General features: G+C 36.7%; 16 protein-coding genes. 13 read left to right on the top strand and 3 right to left on the bottom strand.

All coding sequences use genetic code 11. The annotated features are described in order from the left end of the window. Positions 1-4 precede the first annotated feature (4 nt). The 6 genes from B5V89_RS14245 to B5V89_RS14270 all read left to right on the top strand — a co-directional run bounded on the left by B5V89_RS14245 (position 5) and on the right by B5V89_RS14270 (position 3,901). Positions 5-289, top strand: coding sequence for a YwqI/YxiC family protein (locus tag B5V89_RS14245; protein ID WP_108072558.1), 285 nt, complete (start codon positions 5-7; stop codon positions 287-289). Further along, the gene (locus B5V89_RS14250; protein ID WP_108072560.1) at positions 286-837 is read left to right on the top strand and encodes an LXG domain-containing protein; all 552 of its coding nucleotides are present in this window, start codon (positions 286-288) and stop codon (positions 835-837) included. The genes B5V89_RS14245 and B5V89_RS14250 overlap by 4 nt, the downstream gene beginning before the upstream one ends. A gap of 12 nt (positions 838-849) precedes the next feature. Continuing rightward, the gene (locus B5V89_RS14255; RefSeq protein ID WP_108072562.1) at positions 850-1,869 is read left to right on the top strand and encodes a hypothetical protein; all 1,020 of its coding nucleotides are present in this window, start codon (positions 850-852) and stop codon (positions 1,867-1,869) included. A 26-nt stretch (positions 1,870-1,895) separates the two neighbouring features. Further along, positions 1,896-2,672, top strand: a complete 777-nt coding sequence (locus B5V89_RS14260) for a hypothetical protein (RefSeq protein WP_108072564.1) — start codon at positions 1,896-1,898, stop codon at positions 2,670-2,672. Between the two features lie 25 nt (positions 2,673-2,697). Beyond that, positions 2,698-3,306: a hypothetical protein gene (locus B5V89_RS14265; protein WP_108072566.1), complete on the top strand. Its 609-nt coding sequence runs from the start codon at positions 2,698-2,700 to the stop codon at positions 3,304-3,306. A 124-nt stretch (positions 3,307-3,430) separates the two neighbouring features. After that, positions 3,431-3,901, top strand: a complete 471-nt coding sequence (locus B5V89_RS14270) for a DUF3994 domain-containing protein (RefSeq protein WP_108072568.1) — start codon at positions 3,431-3,433, stop codon at positions 3,899-3,901. A 221-nt stretch (positions 3,902-4,122) separates the two neighbouring features. Here the strand turns inward: B5V89_RS14270 and B5V89_RS14275 are convergent, their stop codons facing one another. Next, positions 4,123-5,562: a L,D-transpeptidase family protein gene (locus B5V89_RS14275; RefSeq protein WP_108072570.1), complete on the bottom strand. Its 1,440-nt coding sequence runs from the start codon at positions 5,560-5,562 to the stop codon at positions 4,123-4,125. A gap of 293 nt (positions 5,563-5,855) precedes the next feature. On the opposite strand from B5V89_RS14275, the gene B5V89_RS14280 reads away from it, so the two are divergent. The 7 genes from B5V89_RS14280 to B5V89_RS14305 all read left to right on the top strand — a co-directional run bounded on the left by B5V89_RS14280 (position 5,856) and on the right by B5V89_RS14305 (position 14,997). Next, on the top strand, positions 5,856-8,180 hold the full coding sequence (locus B5V89_RS14280) for a helix-turn-helix domain-containing protein (RefSeq protein ID WP_108072572.1): 2,325 nt from the start codon (positions 5,856-5,858) through the stop codon (positions 8,178-8,180). A 165-nt stretch (positions 8,181-8,345) separates the two neighbouring features. After that, the gene (locus tag B5V89_RS14285) at positions 8,346-9,575 is read left to right on the top strand and encodes an MFS transporter (protein WP_084347585.1); all 1,230 of its coding nucleotides are present in this window, start codon (positions 8,346-8,348) and stop codon (positions 9,573-9,575) included. A gap of 14 nt (positions 9,576-9,589) precedes the next feature. After that, positions 9,590-10,771 carry a M20 family metallopeptidase gene (locus B5V89_RS14290; RefSeq protein WP_108072574.1) on the top strand — a complete coding sequence of 394 codons (1,182 nt, stop codon included), beginning with the start codon at positions 9,590-9,592 and terminating at the stop codon, positions 10,769-10,771. Positions 10,772-10,832: 61 nt separating this feature from the next. Then, entirely contained in the window at positions 10,833-11,585 is a 753-nt protein-coding gene (gene sdaAA / locus B5V89_RS20470; protein WP_342352537.1) for an L-serine ammonia-lyase, iron-sulfur-dependent, subunit alpha, read from the top strand. A 33-nt stretch (positions 11,586-11,618) separates the two neighbouring features. Further along, positions 11,619-12,395, top strand: coding sequence for an L-serine ammonia-lyase, iron-sulfur-dependent subunit beta (sdaAB, locus tag B5V89_RS20475; RefSeq protein ID WP_342352538.1), 777 nt, complete (start codon positions 11,619-11,621; stop codon positions 12,393-12,395). Between the two features lie 261 nt (positions 12,396-12,656). Next, the gene (locus tag B5V89_RS14300) at positions 12,657-14,165 is read left to right on the top strand and encodes a malate:quinone oxidoreductase (RefSeq protein ID WP_108072576.1); all 1,509 of its coding nucleotides are present in this window, start codon (positions 12,657-12,659) and stop codon (positions 14,163-14,165) included. Positions 14,166-14,322: 157 nt separating this feature from the next. Next, positions 14,323-14,997 (top strand): uracil-DNA glycosylase, encoded by a 675-nt coding sequence (locus B5V89_RS14305; RefSeq protein ID WP_108072604.1) that lies wholly within the window; start codon positions 14,323-14,325, stop codon positions 14,995-14,997. Between the two features lie 78 nt (positions 14,998-15,075). Here B5V89_RS14305 and ahpF read toward each other — a convergent pair whose 3' ends face one another. Both ahpF and ahpC read right to left on the bottom strand, forming a co-directional pair. Beyond that, positions 15,076-16,605, bottom strand: coding sequence for an alkyl hydroperoxide reductase subunit F (ahpF, locus tag B5V89_RS14310; RefSeq protein ID WP_107921172.1), 1,530 nt, complete (start codon positions 16,603-16,605; stop codon positions 15,076-15,078). Between the two features lie 12 nt (positions 16,606-16,617). Further along, entirely contained in the window at positions 16,618-17,181 is a 564-nt protein-coding gene (gene ahpC / locus B5V89_RS14315; protein WP_066230744.1) for an alkyl hydroperoxide reductase subunit C, read from the bottom strand. Between the last annotated feature and the right edge of the window lie 493 nt (positions 17,182-17,674).

Raw genomic sequence — 17,674 nt, forward strand, 5'->3', positions numbered from 1 at the left:
GTTTATGCCGGAGATAAAAGTCATAAAGAGTGAAGTTGAACCTGTTTTTCAAAATTTAAAGGAAAAAACAAATGAGTTGGATACTACTAATCCAAAAGTTGAATTCTCAGAGTCCAAACTTGATTTCATCAAAAAAATGGAAGAGATTGAAGAACAATATTATGAAACAATCAAAAGTTTTAAAACGTTTTTAATAAAAACGAATAATGATGCTTGGTCGAGTATTGAATCATACATTAAATTAGATCAAAATCTGGCTCGGAGTATACATAAGGAGAAGGCACAATGAGAGTGTTAAAAGTTTCCGAGATCAACAATGGAATTGATCAATTGATTAACAAAAAGAAAGAAGAGAAAAGACAAATTCTCGCCATTCACGATGCAATGGAAAAGGTCATTAATTTAGATGATGCTTTAAAAGGCGAGGGGGGTAATGCAATTAAGGATTACTATAACGTGCTACATTTTCCTATAATTCTATTATTTAACCAATTCTTAGAGAATTATGTTCAAGAATTAAAGAATATCAAAAACGTAGTAAAACATTATGAAACAGAAGATGGTTTTATTAAAGAGGAATTTATTCATCATGATGTTATGAATGGTATCACTAAGGTAGAGAAGGAAACTCATGATATCGTAAAAAGTATTAATGAAGATTTGTATAAAGTGAATGATTTAGTAGCTGCTATTCCAATTAAAACAATAAATTTTGATGCACATATTTCAAGTGCTAAGCGACAAATTCGAAAAACGATAGAAGATATAAATCAACTTGATCAAAGTAGTACAGTAAAACTAGAGGATCCCGGAAAAGATTTAACAAACATTCATTAACTTATAGGGAAAATGAAAGTATGGTCAAAGAGCGGAATCTTTTTAAGTAAAAAAGAAATCCGTATGATAGAAGACTACTTCTTAAATACAGATGCAATAAAGGAAATGGTTGATAGTGCGATCGAATTGTCTGTAGAACAAGGAAATTCAACATTTATCGGAGATATTGCAAGTTGGATGGATACCCTTGGCAAAGGGACGGGTGCTTTAGATGTTGTGAAAGGTGCTCTTGCCATTGGTGTGCTGTCATCTGGAGCATTGAAATTAGAAAAGAAGGGAAAAGGAATCTTTAAGGTGGTCGTCTCTTCAAAATGGAGGAAAGCGGCAAATGGAAAATTTGAATCGAAATTAGCCGAACGGATATATAGTATTTTGAAGAAAGCAGATCCAAACTCTTCTTCTCCTTTAAAGCGTTATCTTTCAAAATATAGCAAAGCACCAGGAGGAGTTCTGAAGGAAATCGTTGGTTTGGCACCTAATACAAAACGCATTTATTTTGGAAGAATATTACGTCAGTATACTAACTCGGTCGTATTTGATAAAAGCATGCTTAACAATTATAAAATGAAGGTCAATGTCGGAAGAACAACTTCCCAATTTACTGATGCGACCAAATTAAGTGCATTTGCAAAGCGTATACCTGTGGCTGGTATAACAATTTCATTAACAATGAATACGAGTGAATTTTTTAGTGATGAAAATAAATATAAATCAGGTTTTGAGAAAACAGGCAGATTTGTTGCAGGAGTTGGTTTAGATGCAGGAGTTGCTGGACTTACTACAGGAGGGGCAGTAATTGGAACTATGATCTGTCCCGGAGTGGGTACAATTATTGGTGGAGCAGTGGGAGCTGGGTCAGGGATCATCGGCTCATGGTTTGCTGAAGATAAAGTCAAAGAATGGGGAGAATCTGTCGGCCGCTGGGTAGAAAGACGTATTGAAGATACAAATGACTTAATTAAAGAAACAACCAATAAAATATCTAAAAAGTTATCTGGGGCAAAGAAATTTATTTCAAGCTACTTTAGATAATCAAACTATATGAAGGAGAGGAAGAAATGGCTTCTGAAATAAAATTAACCACAAATGAATTAGTTTCAGCATTGGCTTTATGCGGGCATGACCATATTGCTAGTCAAATTTTAAATGAAAATAAATTAATTAATAATGATAAGGAATTTGAAAGATTTGTTAGCGAGTCGGAATGGTTATTGAAACAAAAAGGGTACTGGGATGAAGAAAGGGAAACTAAAATTACGGCTGGATTAGAAAATTTATTGCATTTACTCGTACATTCTCGTAGAAAAATCCGTTGCGTGAATCAGGATCGAGTATTGTTTATTCATTATCTTGATGGGGGAAATTCGATGATCCAGCATGTAGAAAAAAATGAACATACATTTTCATTTCATGAAAACAAACTGGGATATTATGAATTGCTTTGTGAATATTTTGAAGTACAAACAAATAAGGAAAAGGATGTGGATAACCTTAGACCTATACAAGTATCCGATGAAATGTTTGATGAGCTTCATACTATTGAAAAGGAAGTTATCGAGGCAATGATCGAGGATGAAGCTTTAGATAAAGAACTAAGAATTTTTCTAAAGGATTTCAGAAGAAATAAACAAGAATTGGATAATATCTCTTTTATTGAATCCAATTATGTTAGGGACGAGAATGAAATTGACCAAATCGCTTTCCTTCTTCCTAGTGATGAGTTTATATGGCATATCGATTATGAAAAGGTTAATGATGGGGAGATTTATTTCGCTGCAATAAACAATAAAGAATACTTTGATAAGATAGATGAAACGATAAAAGAATTTTTTTAGTAAATAAGAGGGAGTAGAAAAGAAGATGTTTAAAACAAAAAATGGATTTCGCTTCTTTTTACAAAGTAATTTGGTCTTATGCTTCATGATCCTTTTATTATTTGTTAACTATAAACAATGGGGAAGCGATGGATCCGTAACCGTCATTATCTTTATTTTAGGATTTGAATTTTTAATCATTCTCCTATCTATTTTGGCCTGTTTTAGTCCGAAAACTAATGAGGCGAATAATCAGAACAAAACAAAAAGAAAATGGACGAAAAATGAATTTATCGCTATGATTTTAGCACTTTTCGTCTGCACCTTAATTGCACTACCTTTTCTTGGCATCAATATTTCGATCCCAAGCAGTTATGTGTCCATTATATTAATCGCTAACTGTATTTTTGCATTTTTCTCGATTTTCGTTCAAAAGGCAGTGATGATATTGTATCAGTCAAATGTTCATAATGAATGCAAAAGTATTTTGGATTTTTTCTATAAATATATGACGATTTTATTTTCAGGAATTAACTACCATGGACAGAAGGTGCTGTCCGGCCTTCCGTTTGCTTTAAATAAGCTGTTCGCCATTGTTTTTCTTCTTGTCCTTTTATGGCAATTTTTTATACCAGTAGGGATTTTTGAACAGTAGAAGGTTTCTAATTATCCTAAGGGTAACAACATTTTCTAGAAAAGAAGATTCATTGACGCTTAAAAATGAGAATGGTAGGATAAAAGAATTATGGTAAATAAATACATAGGAGGAATAGGGGACCATGAATAAGAAAAAATTATTATGCTTTGCAATTCCGTTAATGTTATTAGGGGGCTGTGGGGATGCAACAGTGAAAAAAACGGATAAACAGATTGAATCCTCTGAAACGAAAAAGGAAAGTAAGCCAGAGACACCAAACATATCGAAGGATAGCAAAGAAATAGCCGGTACTTGGGGGGAGGATGCAGAAAATGGATTCAATGTAGCTCTCATTATTCATCCAGACGGTATTTTTGAGCAATATATGGATGACACGTATCCTAAGAAAACGGATTATGTTAAAGGACATTGGGAGTATGATTCAGAAGCAAAAATCTTAAAACTTACAAATGACATAGAGTTTTATCAAGATGGCGAACGGAAAGAAGATAGTGTGGAAACACTTACGTTCACTGTGAAGTATCTCCAAGGGGATAAATTGGAACTTGAAGAATCTGATACAGAAGAATTGATTAAATTAAAGAGGCGCTAAAAACCTTCGGACATTCTCTTAAATAAAAAGGACCGGGCGAATTTGCCCGGTCTTTTTCCATTATAAAGACGAATATCTATTTCAAATTTGTACCATTCAGTTCAATTTGTTTTATTATTTGCTGATACTTCGCTTTTTCAGCTTCAGATTTACTCCAATTTTCCGCATATAGGTGTGTAAGTGATCACATCACGCTTCTCAAAATGACATTTGAGCTTTTCTCAATAAATAACAACTGGATCATACGTACTGAGATTATCATACACAGCTTTCATAATGTTTGGAGGTGTGTTTACACATCCACCTGATCCATCATTGAGATAAGCTTTTTTTGACCAGTTTTTCCGCCAGCTTGCATCGTGGAATCCTTGACCACTGTTTGTGAATGGAGCCCAGTATTTTACATCAACAGCATATTCGCCCTTACCTACAGCGGTGCCTTTTAGGGTATACGGAGTTCGTTTATAAAGGATATACCAAATTCCTGGTGAAGTATCTTCCCCTGTGCTGTGTTTACCGGTAACAACATCTGTGGAGACAACTAGTTTTCCATTTTTGTAGATCCAAATATGCTGCTTAGCAATTGATACTTCAGCATACGTGTTGCCAATGCCATGATTCGCTGTCGTTTCATAGCCAATGCCTTCATTGCTCCAGCCTTTTCCGTAAATATTGGAGGCAGAAATCGCTTTGTCTCCTTTTTCAAAGGCTTTTTGAATCCTTGCCGTTTCTTTCTCAGCATTGATTGCCCAGCCATAGCCTTCTGCTTTTACGGAAATGTTCTTTCCTGAATGGGTTTTAAATGTAAAATTTTTATCTAATGTTGCTTGAGTACGATTAATTGCATCTATCTTCTTTTTAATGTCACTCGCAGTGATGGTAATTTTCTTATCGTTTGATACAGAGGCATTTTTGATTAATTCACTGGCTTTTAAAGGATGCACTTTTTTCTGGACTTTATAATCAACTGTTTGTTTTAGAAGTTCCTCTAATATTTGCTCCTTTTCCTTGATAATCGGACTATCCTTTTTGATTGGTTTTAGCAGTAAAGGTTTCAGATGGATATCACTCGTATATATTTGTTTCTTATATTCCTCTAATATACCGTCGACATCATACTGTTTGCCATCTTTACTATCGCTAATAACAATTTCACCTTGTTCTAATTTCGCGTCCGCATCTTGGGGTGCCTTTAAGCTCTTATTCATTTCCAAGAGCTTTTCTTCTACTTGCTTTTTCATCGCTACACTGCGAAACTGATCCGCCTTTTTCGGTACCAAAGAATAATTTTTTTCCTTGAAGGAAGGAAAAAAGGTCCACTGGCTTTTTAATAATTTCTTAACTTCAGATAGATCTTTCTCTGTAAATGCCATTTTTGTAGGTTTTCCATCTAAGATTTGTTGGTTTCCGATGTAGACTCTGTTTTTTAGTTCTGTTGTTTTTAATTTATTGATTACCTGATTAGCAGTGAGTCCGCCGACTTTTATGCTATTAATCTTAATCGATGAATTAAAATGAGTTGCCTGATAATAGCTCAATCCCGTAAAAAGGAGTACTATAATGAAGATGATTCCAATGACAATGAATATACGCTTTGCAGGCTTTTTATTTCGCTCACTGCGTTTTTTATTTATAACTTCCATTTCGTTTAACGCATTCATCTCTATTCCCTCCGCCACTTATTAACCTAGCTGCGTCCTTCAAATATAAAATGATGGAATTTCGTTTTAGACTTTTGTTTATCTTATATTATCTTACTATCTAGATATTACTATTATACTATTAAAATTTATTGTTACAAATTGTATGAAATGGAAGTTACTACAGCTTATGTTTTGTGAAAGCCTAGTGCCCCCATACATCTTGTCTATTAAAATAGTATTACATGATATAATTGCTATGGATAAAGTTGAACAAATTAAGATTGCAAAGATGAAATATTGAGGTGAATGTTATGTCCGGAGCAATCGAAGAATCGTACCAAATTAGTTTACAGAATATTCGGCACCATTCGCAACATATCAATTTAGGAATTGAAATTCTTCTAGTTATTAGAGGAGAAATTGAGGTTGTCGTCAATCAAGATTCCTACCATTTGGTTGAAAATGACCTTCTGCTTATAAATGCTAATCAAGTTCATAACATAAAAGGGATTGAAGACAATGTAGTCTTATTATTGCAAATTCCACTACGTTCTATCGAGCGGTATTATCAAGATATTCATGAGTGTTATTTTGATTGCTATTCGTCTAAAGAGGATCATGGTCAATATCTTCTATTTGATCAAATTCGTCAACTGTTAGCGGAAATTCTAATTGCACATTATCAAAAGCAAGATGGAAGTGAACTTGAAACCACTAGCCTGATTTATAAGTTAGTCACTATTTTGATACGGAATTTTAAAACGACCTATCTGCAGCAGAATCAATTTATTAGTATGAAGGATGAAAGAATTAAGGCTATTCTTGCTTATATCGAAAAAAATTATCGCAAGTCAATATCATTAGAGGAAATCGCCAAACAGCAATATTTATCCCTATACTATTTATCACGTTATTTCAAGCAGGAGGTTGGTGTTAGTTTTTCACAATATGTAAAGCAATTACGTTTGAAATCAGCTGTTCGTGAGCTCTTATATACTGGACATACTATAACGCAAGTTGCGCTCAATAATGGTTTTCCCAATGCAAAGGCATTTAATAAGGCTTTTAAAGAAATATACCAGCAAACGCCTGCTGAATACCGTAACCTTCATAAAAAGGAACCTAACGACATCGAGGAAGTACATTATGTAAGTGATCAATATACATTATTGAAATCACCGAATTTTTTAATTGAAATCAGTAAGTATATCCCATCAAATGAGAAAATTTTCACGTTGATGGATCCAGCCGTTTCGACGGTATATATTGATCTGCCAAAAGAGCCCATCTTTATTCGTAAAAAAGACTGCAGATTACTAGTTATTGGACAACTGGAATATGCCTTACAAGAAGAAGTCCAAGCGGAATTACGGCTTATTCAAGAGCTACTCCAATTTGAATATGTCTATTTCACGAACCTATTTTCTTCTACTTTTACGATTACAACTCATCTCCTGCAAACAGGAGGACAATTTTATCAGATTAACACATTATTCAATTCCTTTCGCCAGCTTGGTTTAGTGCCTTTTATCCGTGTCGAGTTTGAAAAGGAGGTCGAAAGAAGTTCTGATTACATCAAGATGTTAGGTGAATTTCTACAGCAGAGTGTTCATTATTTTGGCAGTGACTTTGTGGAGAAATGGCAGTTTGAATTAGCTTTCGAAGAGTGGGGGGAAACAGCGGGTACCTTTTACCGAAATTTTTATGAAACGGTGAAAAAATGGTCCTCTGCCGCCAAAGTTGGTCTGCATGTGCCATTTTCTTTAGAGACAGGAATCACAGCACCTGTTACTGCCTTTTTAAAGCAATTTGCAAATGAATGCGAACTGGTCTGCTTCACATGCAATCCGAATGAACAAGTTGATTTTACTGACATGAATAATAGTATCTTTGAAGACGTTAAAGATTTTTTAATGAAATCATGTATCGATTTGAAAGCAAAGCTGCAATCAGTGGGATTGACAGACAGTCCCATTTACTTAACAAATTGGAATACTCTCTATGGAAATACTGTGGATTTAAGCGGAAGCTTTTTTCGCTCATCGCTTATTTTTAAAGATATGTTTAATGTAATGAAAATTATTTCTGGTTTAGGATTTTGGATTGATACCCATTCATTAGAAATAAATAATTGGAAGTATGAGCACATTGCCATGAATGGGATTGCCCTGCTTTATTATTACCAATTGAAACGTCCCGCTTTTTTTAACATTCAATTGATGGCAAAAATGAACGACCAAATTTTAGCGGAAGGAGAAGGCTTTGTCCTGACCAAGGGAGATCAAGGATACCAATTGGCTATTTATAACACTTCCTATGTCAACCCTTCCTACTCAGTTGAAAGCTTCTTTTTAAGCTCCTTAACGAAGGAAAAAAAGTTTGTGATTTCAGGTTTGCCCCGCGGGTCTTATCAAATTCGTAAACATATTTTAGATCGGAATAACGGTGCATTTTATATGAAGTGGATGAATTTCAAACAGAGGGATATTAATGATCAAGAAACCATTACGTTCTTGAAGCAGCGTACCTATCCTGGATTACAAATCTATGAGGAAAATATTGATTCGGACCTTTATTTACAATCAACCCTAACATTAAATGCTTTTCATCTTATTGAAATTAAACCATTAAGTTAAAACTTGGTGGTCTTTTTTTGTCCTTTGTTAGGAAAAGAATAAGGGATGAGGGCAAATGGAGGGAATATTCTGGACAATGATTGGAAAGCCTTTCATACTTCTATCATTTACAATCATAAATAAGAAAACGTTTTCAAAATACCATGTACCGGAAGGGGACTTTATATGTCTGTTTCTCAAGAAGCGTTAAAAGAAAGCGGTGCCAAACTTTCGGTTCCTAAGGCCAAAAGTTCTCGTGAAGTGATGTTGATTACAGCTCTAATGGCTGGTTATTCCATGGTTTATATGGACAAAAATATGATTTCTACCGCCATTATTCCAATTGCAGATCAATTCCATCTTACAACAAGTCAGACCGGATTAATGATGAGTTTATTTTTCCTCGGTTATTCGTTAATGCAAATTCCTGGAGGATGGCTGTCAGATAAGATCGGATATAAAAAGGTCTTAATTCTATCTCTTTCACTGATTACATTGTTTTCATTTCTATTTAGCTTTGGAGCGAGTCTACTCGTTTTTGTACTAATTCGCTTCATAGCGGGTATCGGTCATGCAGGTTACCCGCCAAGTTGTTCGAAGAGTATTGCGGTTAATTTCTCAAAGGAAAAACGTACCTTTATCCAATCTCTCATTTTGTCAACGAATGGGATTGGCGGTATCTTGGCATTTGTTATTGGAGCGAGGCTAATAGATCTAAATTGGCATTATGCTTACTATGCATTAGGAGTGCTCTTCGCTATTTCATTACTTTTAGTCATCTTTTTTGTACCAAATAACATTCCGGTAGAAAAAGTGAATGTTGTATCGAAAAAAGTTAGTTTTAAATCTGTTATTTCTAATCGAAATGTCATTATATTATTCATTGCCATGTTGCTTGCCAATGTTGCCTTTTACGGAAATATGTCATGGTTGCCATCTTTTTTAAAGGCAAAGTTCTCACTATCAATTAGTACAGTTGGAACAATTCTAGCGGTGAATGCTATTGGAGGAGCACTAGCATCTTTATTTGCCGGTGTCTTATTGACAAAGTTTAACGGCAAGGAAAAACTACTGATAATCGTTTGTTCAGTCCTATCATCAATATTTTTTCTAGGTTTAGTAATTTCAGATTCATTACCACTGTCTATCGTATTTTTATTTGCCTTAACATTTTTATTAACGACGATCTTTGTAGGTATTTTTTCTTGGCCACATAAGATTTTGCCGGAAAAAGTAATTGGTTCATCCATTGGGATCGTCAATACTGGAGGAACACTTGGAGGCTTTATTGCCCCGATTTCATTTGGGGCTTTAATTTCTTTGGCAGGGGGTTCATTTTCAATCGTATTTATCAGCTTGGCAATCGCTATTGTTGTGTGCGGTCTCATTACTCTAACCGTTAAAGTAGAAAAATAATTGGAGGAGAAAATATGTTAAATCAACTATTACAAAAGCTAGATGAGAAGAAAGAAAGAATGATAGAAATTCGCAGATATCTTCATCAACATCCTGAATTATCGTTTGAAGAGGAAAAGACATCTCAATATATTGCTGAATTTTATAAAGATAAAGATGTAAAGATTCGAACGAATGTTGGGGGTTATGGAGTGGTTGTCACCATCGAAGGTGGCCTTCCAGGAAAAACAGTCGCCCTGAGAGCTGATTTCGATGGACTGCCGATTACGGAAGAGGCGGATGTTCCTTTTAAATCGCAAAATCTAGGAGTCATGCATGCATGTGGTCATGATGGCCATACTGCTTATTTAATGATTTTGGCCGAGGCACTAATCGAAGTAAAGGATCAATTAAAGGGGAATATTGTTATTCTTCATCAGCCTGCGGAAGAAACACCTCCTGGTGGCGCTGTTGCAATGATTGAAGATGGTTGTTTAGATGGTGTTGATAATGTTTTCGGTATTCATCTAATGTCTTTAGCAAATACTGGGGAAGTCCACTATCGTGCTGGAGAAATGCAGGCCGGACGCTCATATTTCAAAGTGAAAATTCAAGGTAAAGGCGGACATGGGTCCGCACCGCATACAAGTAATGATAGCATCGTTGCCGCAAGTCATTTCGTTGTCGCCGCACAGACGATTGTCAGTCGTCGAATCAATCCTTTTGATATGGCAACAGTAACAATCGGTTCGTTTGATGGCAAAGGTTCCTTCAATATTATTAAGGATAGTGTGGAGCTTGAAGGAGATGTTCGGACGATGTCCAATGAAGTTCGTGCTACAGTGGAAACGGAATTCAAACGAATTTTAGCCGGGCTTGCTCAAGAATTTGATATTACCTATGATTTGATCTATTCACATGATTATCCAGTATTAATAAATGATGAAGAGATGACAGAATTGGTTTCCAAGGCGATAAATAAAGCCGATATTCCTGAAATTAAAGCAGTCCTTGAAACACCACCTGCATCTGCGTCAGAGGATTTTGCATACTATTTACAAAAGGTCCCAGGGAGTTTCTTTTATGTTGGAGCAAAGCCAGCGGATGGTCCAGTATACCCTCATCATCATCCTAAATTTATTATTAATGAAGATAGTCTAATCATTGCGGCAAAAGCAATGGCTGCCGTTGTTGCGGAATACTTCGAACAAGAATAAACAAAGGGACGGTTCTTATGCTTTTTAGCGTTTGAACCGTCTTCTGTTAAGGAGTGGTTACATGTCTTTTACAAGTCTAAAAGAATTAATAGAACTTGCTGAGCAAGGGAAAACAACAATTTCGGAATTGATGATCAAAGCAGAGGTTGAACAAAAGGGTTATCCAAGGGATATAATCATTGAAAAAATGGCGGAACAATTTACAGTAATGGAAGAAGCTGTTCGCAAAGGGACAATGAGTCCCGCAATGTCCCGAACTGGTTTAACGGGTGGAGATGGAAACCGTCTTTATCAATATGCCAAAAATGGCTTCTCCATTATCAACCCTACAACATTAAATGTCGCAGCGAATGCACTTGCGGTATCAGAAGTAAATGCGGCAATGGGACGGATTGTGGCAACGCCAACTGCCGGTTCAGCCGGAATCTTACCAGCTGTACTTGTTCATGCGCTTGACAGTGGGAACTTCACCCGTGAGCAAATAGTCCAATCGATCTTCACTGCTTCCGCACTCGGTTTAGTTGTTGCCAATAAAGCTTCGATATCAGGGGCTGCTGGCGGATGTCAGGCTGAAGTTGGCTCAGCAACCGCAATGGCAGCAGGTACTTTAGTTGAGCTTTTTGGAGGTACGCCGGAGCAGGTGGGAAATGCTGTTGGAATTGCTTTGAAAAATTCACTTGGATTGGTTTGCGATCCCGTTGCTGGGCTAGTGGAAATACCATGCATCATTCGTAACGGTTTACATGCCATTACAGCACAAGCTGCAGCGGATATGGCATTAGCTGGGGTAGCTAGCGTCATTCCTCCTGATTAAGTGATTCATGTCATGCACGAAGTAGGACAGCAAATGCCTGAATCGTTGAGAGAAACCGGGATCGGCGGGCTTGCCGGAACGCCGACAGGGCAAAAATTAAAAGAGCAGATTCTAAGCAAAAAAACTAGTGGTGATGGCCCTGCAAAATACCAGAGTGCATATGAAATCATTGGACCTGTCATGGTTGGCCCCTCAAGTTCGCATACAGCTGGGGCTGTCCGTATCGGAAATATTGCCCGCCAGCTATTACACGAGAATCCATTATATGTGGAGTTCTCTTTGATGGGATCCTTTGCTGAAACCTATCAAGGACATGGAACGGATTTAGCTTTGCTAGCTGGTGTAATGGGGCTATCAACTATGGATGATGACATTCCAAATGCAAAAAAAATAGCTGAACAAAATGGATTACAATACAAATTCACGAAACGGGTGCTTGGAAGCTATCATCCTAATACGGTTCTTGTTGAATTGGAAGGGAGAACACGTCGTGTTAAGATACTAGCAAGTTCCTTAGGTGGCGGTAAAGTCGAGGTTCAGGAATTGGAGGGTTATCCGTTAAAATTTTCTGGTGAACGACCAACACTTGTTATCCGTCATAACGATCGTAAAGGGGTTATTGCAGAATTATCAGGGATTCTTTATCAAAAAGGATTTAATATTGCTCGTATGGCTAATGAGCGTTCAAAAATGAATGGTCCTGCGATAACAGTTTGTGAAATCGACAATAATATTGAGGAAAATGTCTTAGCTTTATTAAAAAAGGAAATTCCAATTATTGACGAAATTGTCTTGGTTCAAACGAAATAGTCTCCTAGCTAGATTAAATTCTTGCTTTTTTATATATTTTTTAGGACGCATATATATTTGTCAATTTTCACCTAAACTTAAATAACCAATACCCCTCCCATAATAGTGTTATTTTAATCTATAAATAATAGTGATATACTATAGTTATGTAATAATTGATACAGAAAAGGTATGACTGGTTTATGCCTTGTCTTGCTGTGCTGCTAGGCAGGTGCACCTACATCTTTTCTGCAAATATTAGGGTATAAAGGGACGGTAAAGATGAGTAACAGACAAACGAGTACAGACGTTATCTTAATTGGTGCCGGAATTATGAGTGCGACTTTGGGAACACTTTTAAAAGAATTAGTGCCGGACTGGAAAATTACAGTGTTTGAGAAGCTTGAAAGCCCAGGAGAGGAAAGTTCTAACGAATGGAATAATGCGGGAACAGGGCATTCTGCACTATGTGAGCTTAATTATACCGTCGAAAAACCAGACGGAACTTTAGATATTAGTAAAGCGATAACAATTAATGAACAGTTTCAGCTTTCAAGACAATTTTGGTCTTATCTTGTAAACAGCAATCTGATAAGTAATCCTCAGGATTTTATTATGCCATTGCCACATATGAGTTTAGTGCAAGGGGAGAAAAATGTTTCGTTTTTGAAAAAACGTTTCGAAGCTCTTTCAAACAATCCATTGTTTCAAGGGATGGAATTTTCCGAAGACCCGAACAAACTAATGGAATGGATTCCGCTTATTATGAAAGACCGTAAATCGACGGAACCGATAGCGGCTACGAAAATTGACTCAGGAACCGATGTTAACTTTGGTGCATTAACACGCATGTTGTTTGATCACTTAAAGAGTAAAGACGTTGATATTAGATACAAACATCAAGTTGAGGATATTAAACGTTTAGACGACGGTTTATGGGAATTGAAAGTGTGGAATATGGAAACGGGCAGTATCGAACGCCATACTTCAAAATTCGTCTTTATCGGTGGTGGGGGAGGAAGCCTGCCTTTACTGCAAAAAACCGGTATTCCCGAAAGTAAACATATTGGGGGATTCCCTGTAAGCGGATTATTCTTAGTATGTAACAATCAGGAGATTGTCGAGCAGCATCATGCAAAGGTATACGGAAAAGCCGCAGTTGGTGCACCGCCAATGTCTGTGCCGCATCTTGATACAAGATATATCGACAATAAAAAATCATTACTATTTGGACCATTTGCGGGATTCTCACCAAAATTTTTAAAGACGGGTTCAAATATGGATTTAATTCTATCTGTAAAACCGAATAATGTTTTCACTATGTTAGCAGCGGGTGCAAAAAACATTCCATTAACAAAATATCTGATTCAACAACTTATGTTATCAAAAGAACAGCGTATTGAAGAATTACGAGAATTTGTTCCGAACGCTAAAAGTGAAGATTGGGATATCGTAGTAGCAGGTCAACGTGTTCAAGTAATAAAAGATACTGAAGCGGGTGGCAAAGGAACACTTCAATTTGGTACGGAAGTTATTACTGGGGCTAATGGAACGATTGCGGCATTGTTAGGTGCTTCTCCAGGTGCTTCTACTGCCGTACATGTCATGCTTGAGATAATAAAAAAATGCTTCCCAGAATATCAAAAAGAGTGGGAACCGAAAATAAAAGAAATGATCCCATCTTATGGCTTGTCACTAGTGGAAAATCCTGATCTTTTCAAGGAAATTCATACATCAACAGCGAAGGCGCTTGGTTTAAATCATAGTGAGAAGGAAACAGTATCTAACTAATTCTATTATAAAAGCATCTAAGAACTGCACCTCAAATATTAGTTTAAGTGTCTAACGTTTGGGGTTCAGTTCATTATAGGTGCTTTTTTTATGTTTATAAAAATGTAGATCTTTTAGTGAAAATTAATTTTATAGTAGAAATGAGTGTGAAATGGCAATGGCTATTTTAAAAAATGACTGGACTCCGTTACTTGAAGATGAGTTTAAAAAACCGTATTATCAACAATTAAGGAAAACTTTGCAGGAAGAATATCAAACGAAAGTAATATATCCGGACCGGTATGATATTTATAACGCGCTTCATTTTACTCCGTTTAACGATACAAAGGTTGTCATTATTGGTCAAGACCCGTATCATGGTCCTGGACAAGCCCATGGATTAAGTTTTTCTGTTAAACCAGAAGTGAAAATTCCCCCATCATTGCAAAATATTTATAAGGAACTACAGTCTGATTTAGGATGCTATATCCCGAATAATGGCTACCTTGTAAAATGGGCAAAGCAAGGTGTATTAATGCTAAATGCCGTCTTAACCGTGAGAGCGGGAATCCCAAACTCACATAAAGGTTTAGGGTGGGAGATATTCACTGATAAAGTGATAGAAACTTTAAATCAGAGGGAGACACCGGTTGTATTTATTCTTTGGGGGAAATTTGCTCAACAAAAACAACAATTGATTACTTCTCCTCGGCATTTTATTATTAAGTCTCCACACCCAAGCCCTTTTTCTGCCAATAGAGGCTTCTTTGGCAGTAGACCATTTTCCAAGACGAATGCGATTTTACGGGAAATATGGGGGAAAGAGATCGATTGGCAAATCCCAAATTTATAATCAATGGGCCCAAACAAAGAAAAAGAAAGTCGCTTTTCTATTCATCAATAGAAAAGCGACTTTCATGAAAAATGTTTATTAATTTCTGATAAGATAGTCGAATGCTCCTAAAGCAGCAGTCGCGCCAGATCCCATGGAAATAATAATTTGTTTATATGGACTATTTGTACAGTCACCTGCAGCAAATACTCCTGGAATATTTGTTGCTCCGCGGTTGTCAACAACAATTTCTCCAGTTCTTGTACGTTCAACCGTATCACCTAACCAATCTGTATTTGGTACTAGGCCGATTTGAACGAATACACCCTGCAAGTCGATGTGACGTTCTTCTTCTGTTTCACGGTCAATATAGGTAATACCGTTTACTTTATCAGTTCCGGTAATTTCCTTTGTTTGAGCGTTCTTAATAACCGTCACATTTGGAAGGCTATTAAGACGATCTTGTAAAACTGTATCCGCTTTTAGTTCTGCCGCGAATTCAAGAACAGTTACATGGTTCACGATTCCAGCAAGGTCAATCGCTGCTTCAATGCCGGAATTACCGCCACCAATTACCGCTACGTCTTTTCCTTCAAATAATGGACCATCACAGTGTGGGCAGTATGCTACACCTTTGTTCTTAAATTCCGCTTCACCGGGAACGCCGATATTACGCCAGCGAGCACCTGTTGAAAGGATAACTGATTTGCTTTTAAGAATAGCGCCGTTTTCTAACTCAATTTCAATAAGGTCTTTCTTTTCTAACCGTTTCGCACGTTGAGTATTCATCACATCAATGTCATATTCTTTAACATGCTCTTCAAGACTTGCTGCAAGCTTAGGACCTTCAGTATATTTAACACTAATGAAGTTTTCAATGCCGAGCGTATCCATGATTTGACCGCCAAAGCGTTCAGCGACGATACCTGTACGAATGCCTTTACGTGCGGCATAGATGGCTGCACTAGCACCGGATGGACCGCCACCAACAACAAGTACATCGAATGGTTCCTTATCAGAGAATTCGGAAGCATCGGCTGTACTGCCCATTTTTGCAAGAATTTCTTCCAATGTCATTCGACCGCTGCCAAAGGATTCGCCATTTAGGAAAACAGTTGGAACTGCCATAATGTCCTTGCTTTCTACTTCTTCTTTGAAGGCAGCACCATCAATCATCGTATGGGTTATACCAGGATTGAGGACAGTCATGATGTTTAATGCTTGTACGACATCAGGACAGTTGTGGCAAGTAAGGCTGACATATGTTTCAAAGTGATATTCACCTTTAATGCTTTTTACCCGATCAATTAAGCTTTGATCAATCTTTGGAGCCCTTCCGCTTACTTGAAGTAGGGCTAAAACGAATGAGGTAAATTCATGACCAAGAGGTATACCAGCAAAAGCAACACCAGTATCTTCACCGATACGGTTTACACTAAAGCTAGGTGTTCTCTCTAATGTTGTTTTTTCAACTTTTATTTTAGGTGACATTGTTGCTAGCTCATCAACTAGAGCTAGCATGTCATGTGATAATTTATCAGAACCTGCACTTACTTTAAGAAGTACATCGTTTTCTAATAGTTGTAAATACTGATTTAATTGTGCCTTAATATCTGCTTCGAGTATCATTTATAGCACCCCTTAGATTTTACCAACAAGATCAAGGCTTGGTTTAAGTGTTTCTTCGCCTTCCTTCCATTTTGCTGGGCAAACTTCACCTGGATTGTTGCGAACATATTGTGCAGCTTTCACTTTATTAATAAGTGTGCTTGCATCACGTCCGATACCATCCGCATTGATTTCAATTGCTTGGATAACACCATCTGGATCAATGATGAATGTACCACGATCAGCTTGTCCTAATTCTTCGATGAATACATCAAAGTTGCGAGAAAGAACGTGTGCAGGATCACCAATCATTGTGTAAGTAATTTTACCAATTGCTTCTGATGTATCATGCCAAGCTTTATGTGTGAAATGAGAATCTCTTGATACAGAGAATACTTCTACTCCTAGTTCTTGAAGAGCCGGATATTGTTCTTGAAGATCTTCAAGCTCAGTTGGGCAAACGAATGTGAAGTCTGCTGGATAGAAGCAAACGACGCTCCAGTGACCTTTGAAATTTTGTTCAGTAACTTCCACGAAATCACCGTTTCTGTATGCTTGAGCTGTAAATGGTAGTACTTCTTTTCCGATTAAAGACATTATTAATTCCTCCTAAGTTTTTAATTTATAAATTATAGACTACAATAAGTATTACCATAATTCCTTATTGTAAATCTATAATCAATATTAATTTATATTAATTATTATATGGAAATAATTATTCTAGGTCAAATAAAAAATACGTATAATTTGTATTATTTATGATCTTTTCGAAAATTAGTCACTAAATGCTGTTTTCGGTATAAACAAAGGGCCGTTCCTCGGTATCCCGCGAGAGTCAAGTGACTTTCGCTTGTCCTTAATCGAGTAACCAGCACGAGTAAAATTAATCGGAGATTTTCCGGTTAAATGCAGAATGGAGATCGTTTCTGGGGTATATAAGGGGAGATTTTCCGCCTATGCAAAGAAAAATCTCCTATTTTCGCATTTTTCGAGTCAATAGGCGGAATTTCTCCTTCTATTTAAGCTTTTTTTATTAATAAATACTAATTAGGCGGAATTTTTCCGCCTATGTTTTTATCTCGGGTATTTA

The organism is Heyndrickxia sporothermodurans, assembly GCF_003055045.1.
Taxonomy (GTDB): domain Bacteria; phylum Bacillota; class Bacilli; order Bacillales; family Bacillaceae_C; genus Heyndrickxia; species Heyndrickxia sporothermodurans.

What these genes read in the sequence shown, in the direction of transcription:
- ahpC (WP_066230744.1), bottom strand. Translation starts at nt 17,181, where the DNA reads ATGTCTTTAATCGGAAAAGAAGTACTACCATTTACAGCTCAAGCATAC.
- sdaAB (WP_342352538.1), top strand. Translation starts at nt 11,619, where the DNA reads ATGCCTGAATCGTTGAGAGAAACCGGGATCGGCGGGCTTGCCGGAACG.
- B5V89_RS14280 (WP_108072572.1), top strand. Translation starts at nt 5,856, where the DNA reads ATGTCCGGAGCAATCGAAGAATCGTACCAAATTAGTTTACAGAATATT.
- B5V89_RS14245 (WP_108072558.1), top strand. Translation starts at nt 5, where the DNA reads ATGCCGGAGATAAAAGTCATAAAGAGTGAAGTTGAACCTGTTTTTCAA.
- ahpF (WP_107921172.1), bottom strand. Translation starts at nt 16,605, where the DNA reads ATGATACTCGAAGCAGATATTAAGGCACAATTAAATCAGTATTTACAA.
- B5V89_RS14260 (WP_108072564.1), top strand. Translation starts at nt 1,896, where the DNA reads ATGGCTTCTGAAATAAAATTAACCACAAATGAATTAGTTTCAGCATTG.
- B5V89_RS14270 (WP_108072568.1), top strand. Translation starts at nt 3,431, where the DNA reads ATGAATAAGAAAAAATTATTATGCTTTGCAATTCCGTTAATGTTATTA.
- B5V89_RS14305 (WP_108072604.1), top strand. Translation starts at nt 14,323, where the DNA reads ATGGCTATTTTAAAAAATGACTGGACTCCGTTACTTGAAGATGAGTTT.
- B5V89_RS14255 (WP_108072562.1), top strand. Translation starts at nt 850, where the DNA reads ATGAAAGTATGGTCAAAGAGCGGAATCTTTTTAAGTAAAAAAGAAATC.
- B5V89_RS14300 (WP_108072576.1), top strand. Translation starts at nt 12,657, where the DNA reads ATGAGTAACAGACAAACGAGTACAGACGTTATCTTAATTGGTGCCGGA.
- B5V89_RS14275 (WP_108072570.1), bottom strand. Translation starts at nt 5,562, where the DNA reads ATGAATGCGTTAAACGAAATGGAAGTTATAAATAAAAAACGCAGTGAG.
- B5V89_RS14285 (WP_084347585.1), top strand. Translation starts at nt 8,346, where the DNA reads ATGTCTGTTTCTCAAGAAGCGTTAAAAGAAAGCGGTGCCAAACTTTCG.
- B5V89_RS14290 (WP_108072574.1), top strand. Translation starts at nt 9,590, where the DNA reads ATGTTAAATCAACTATTACAAAAGCTAGATGAGAAGAAAGAAAGAATG.
- sdaAA (WP_342352537.1), top strand. Translation starts at nt 10,833, where the DNA reads ATGTCTTTTACAAGTCTAAAAGAATTAATAGAACTTGCTGAGCAAGGG.
- B5V89_RS14250 (WP_108072560.1), top strand. Translation starts at nt 286, where the DNA reads ATGAGAGTGTTAAAAGTTTCCGAGATCAACAATGGAATTGATCAATTG.
- B5V89_RS14265 (WP_108072566.1), top strand. Translation starts at nt 2,698, where the DNA reads ATGTTTAAAACAAAAAATGGATTTCGCTTCTTTTTACAAAGTAATTTG.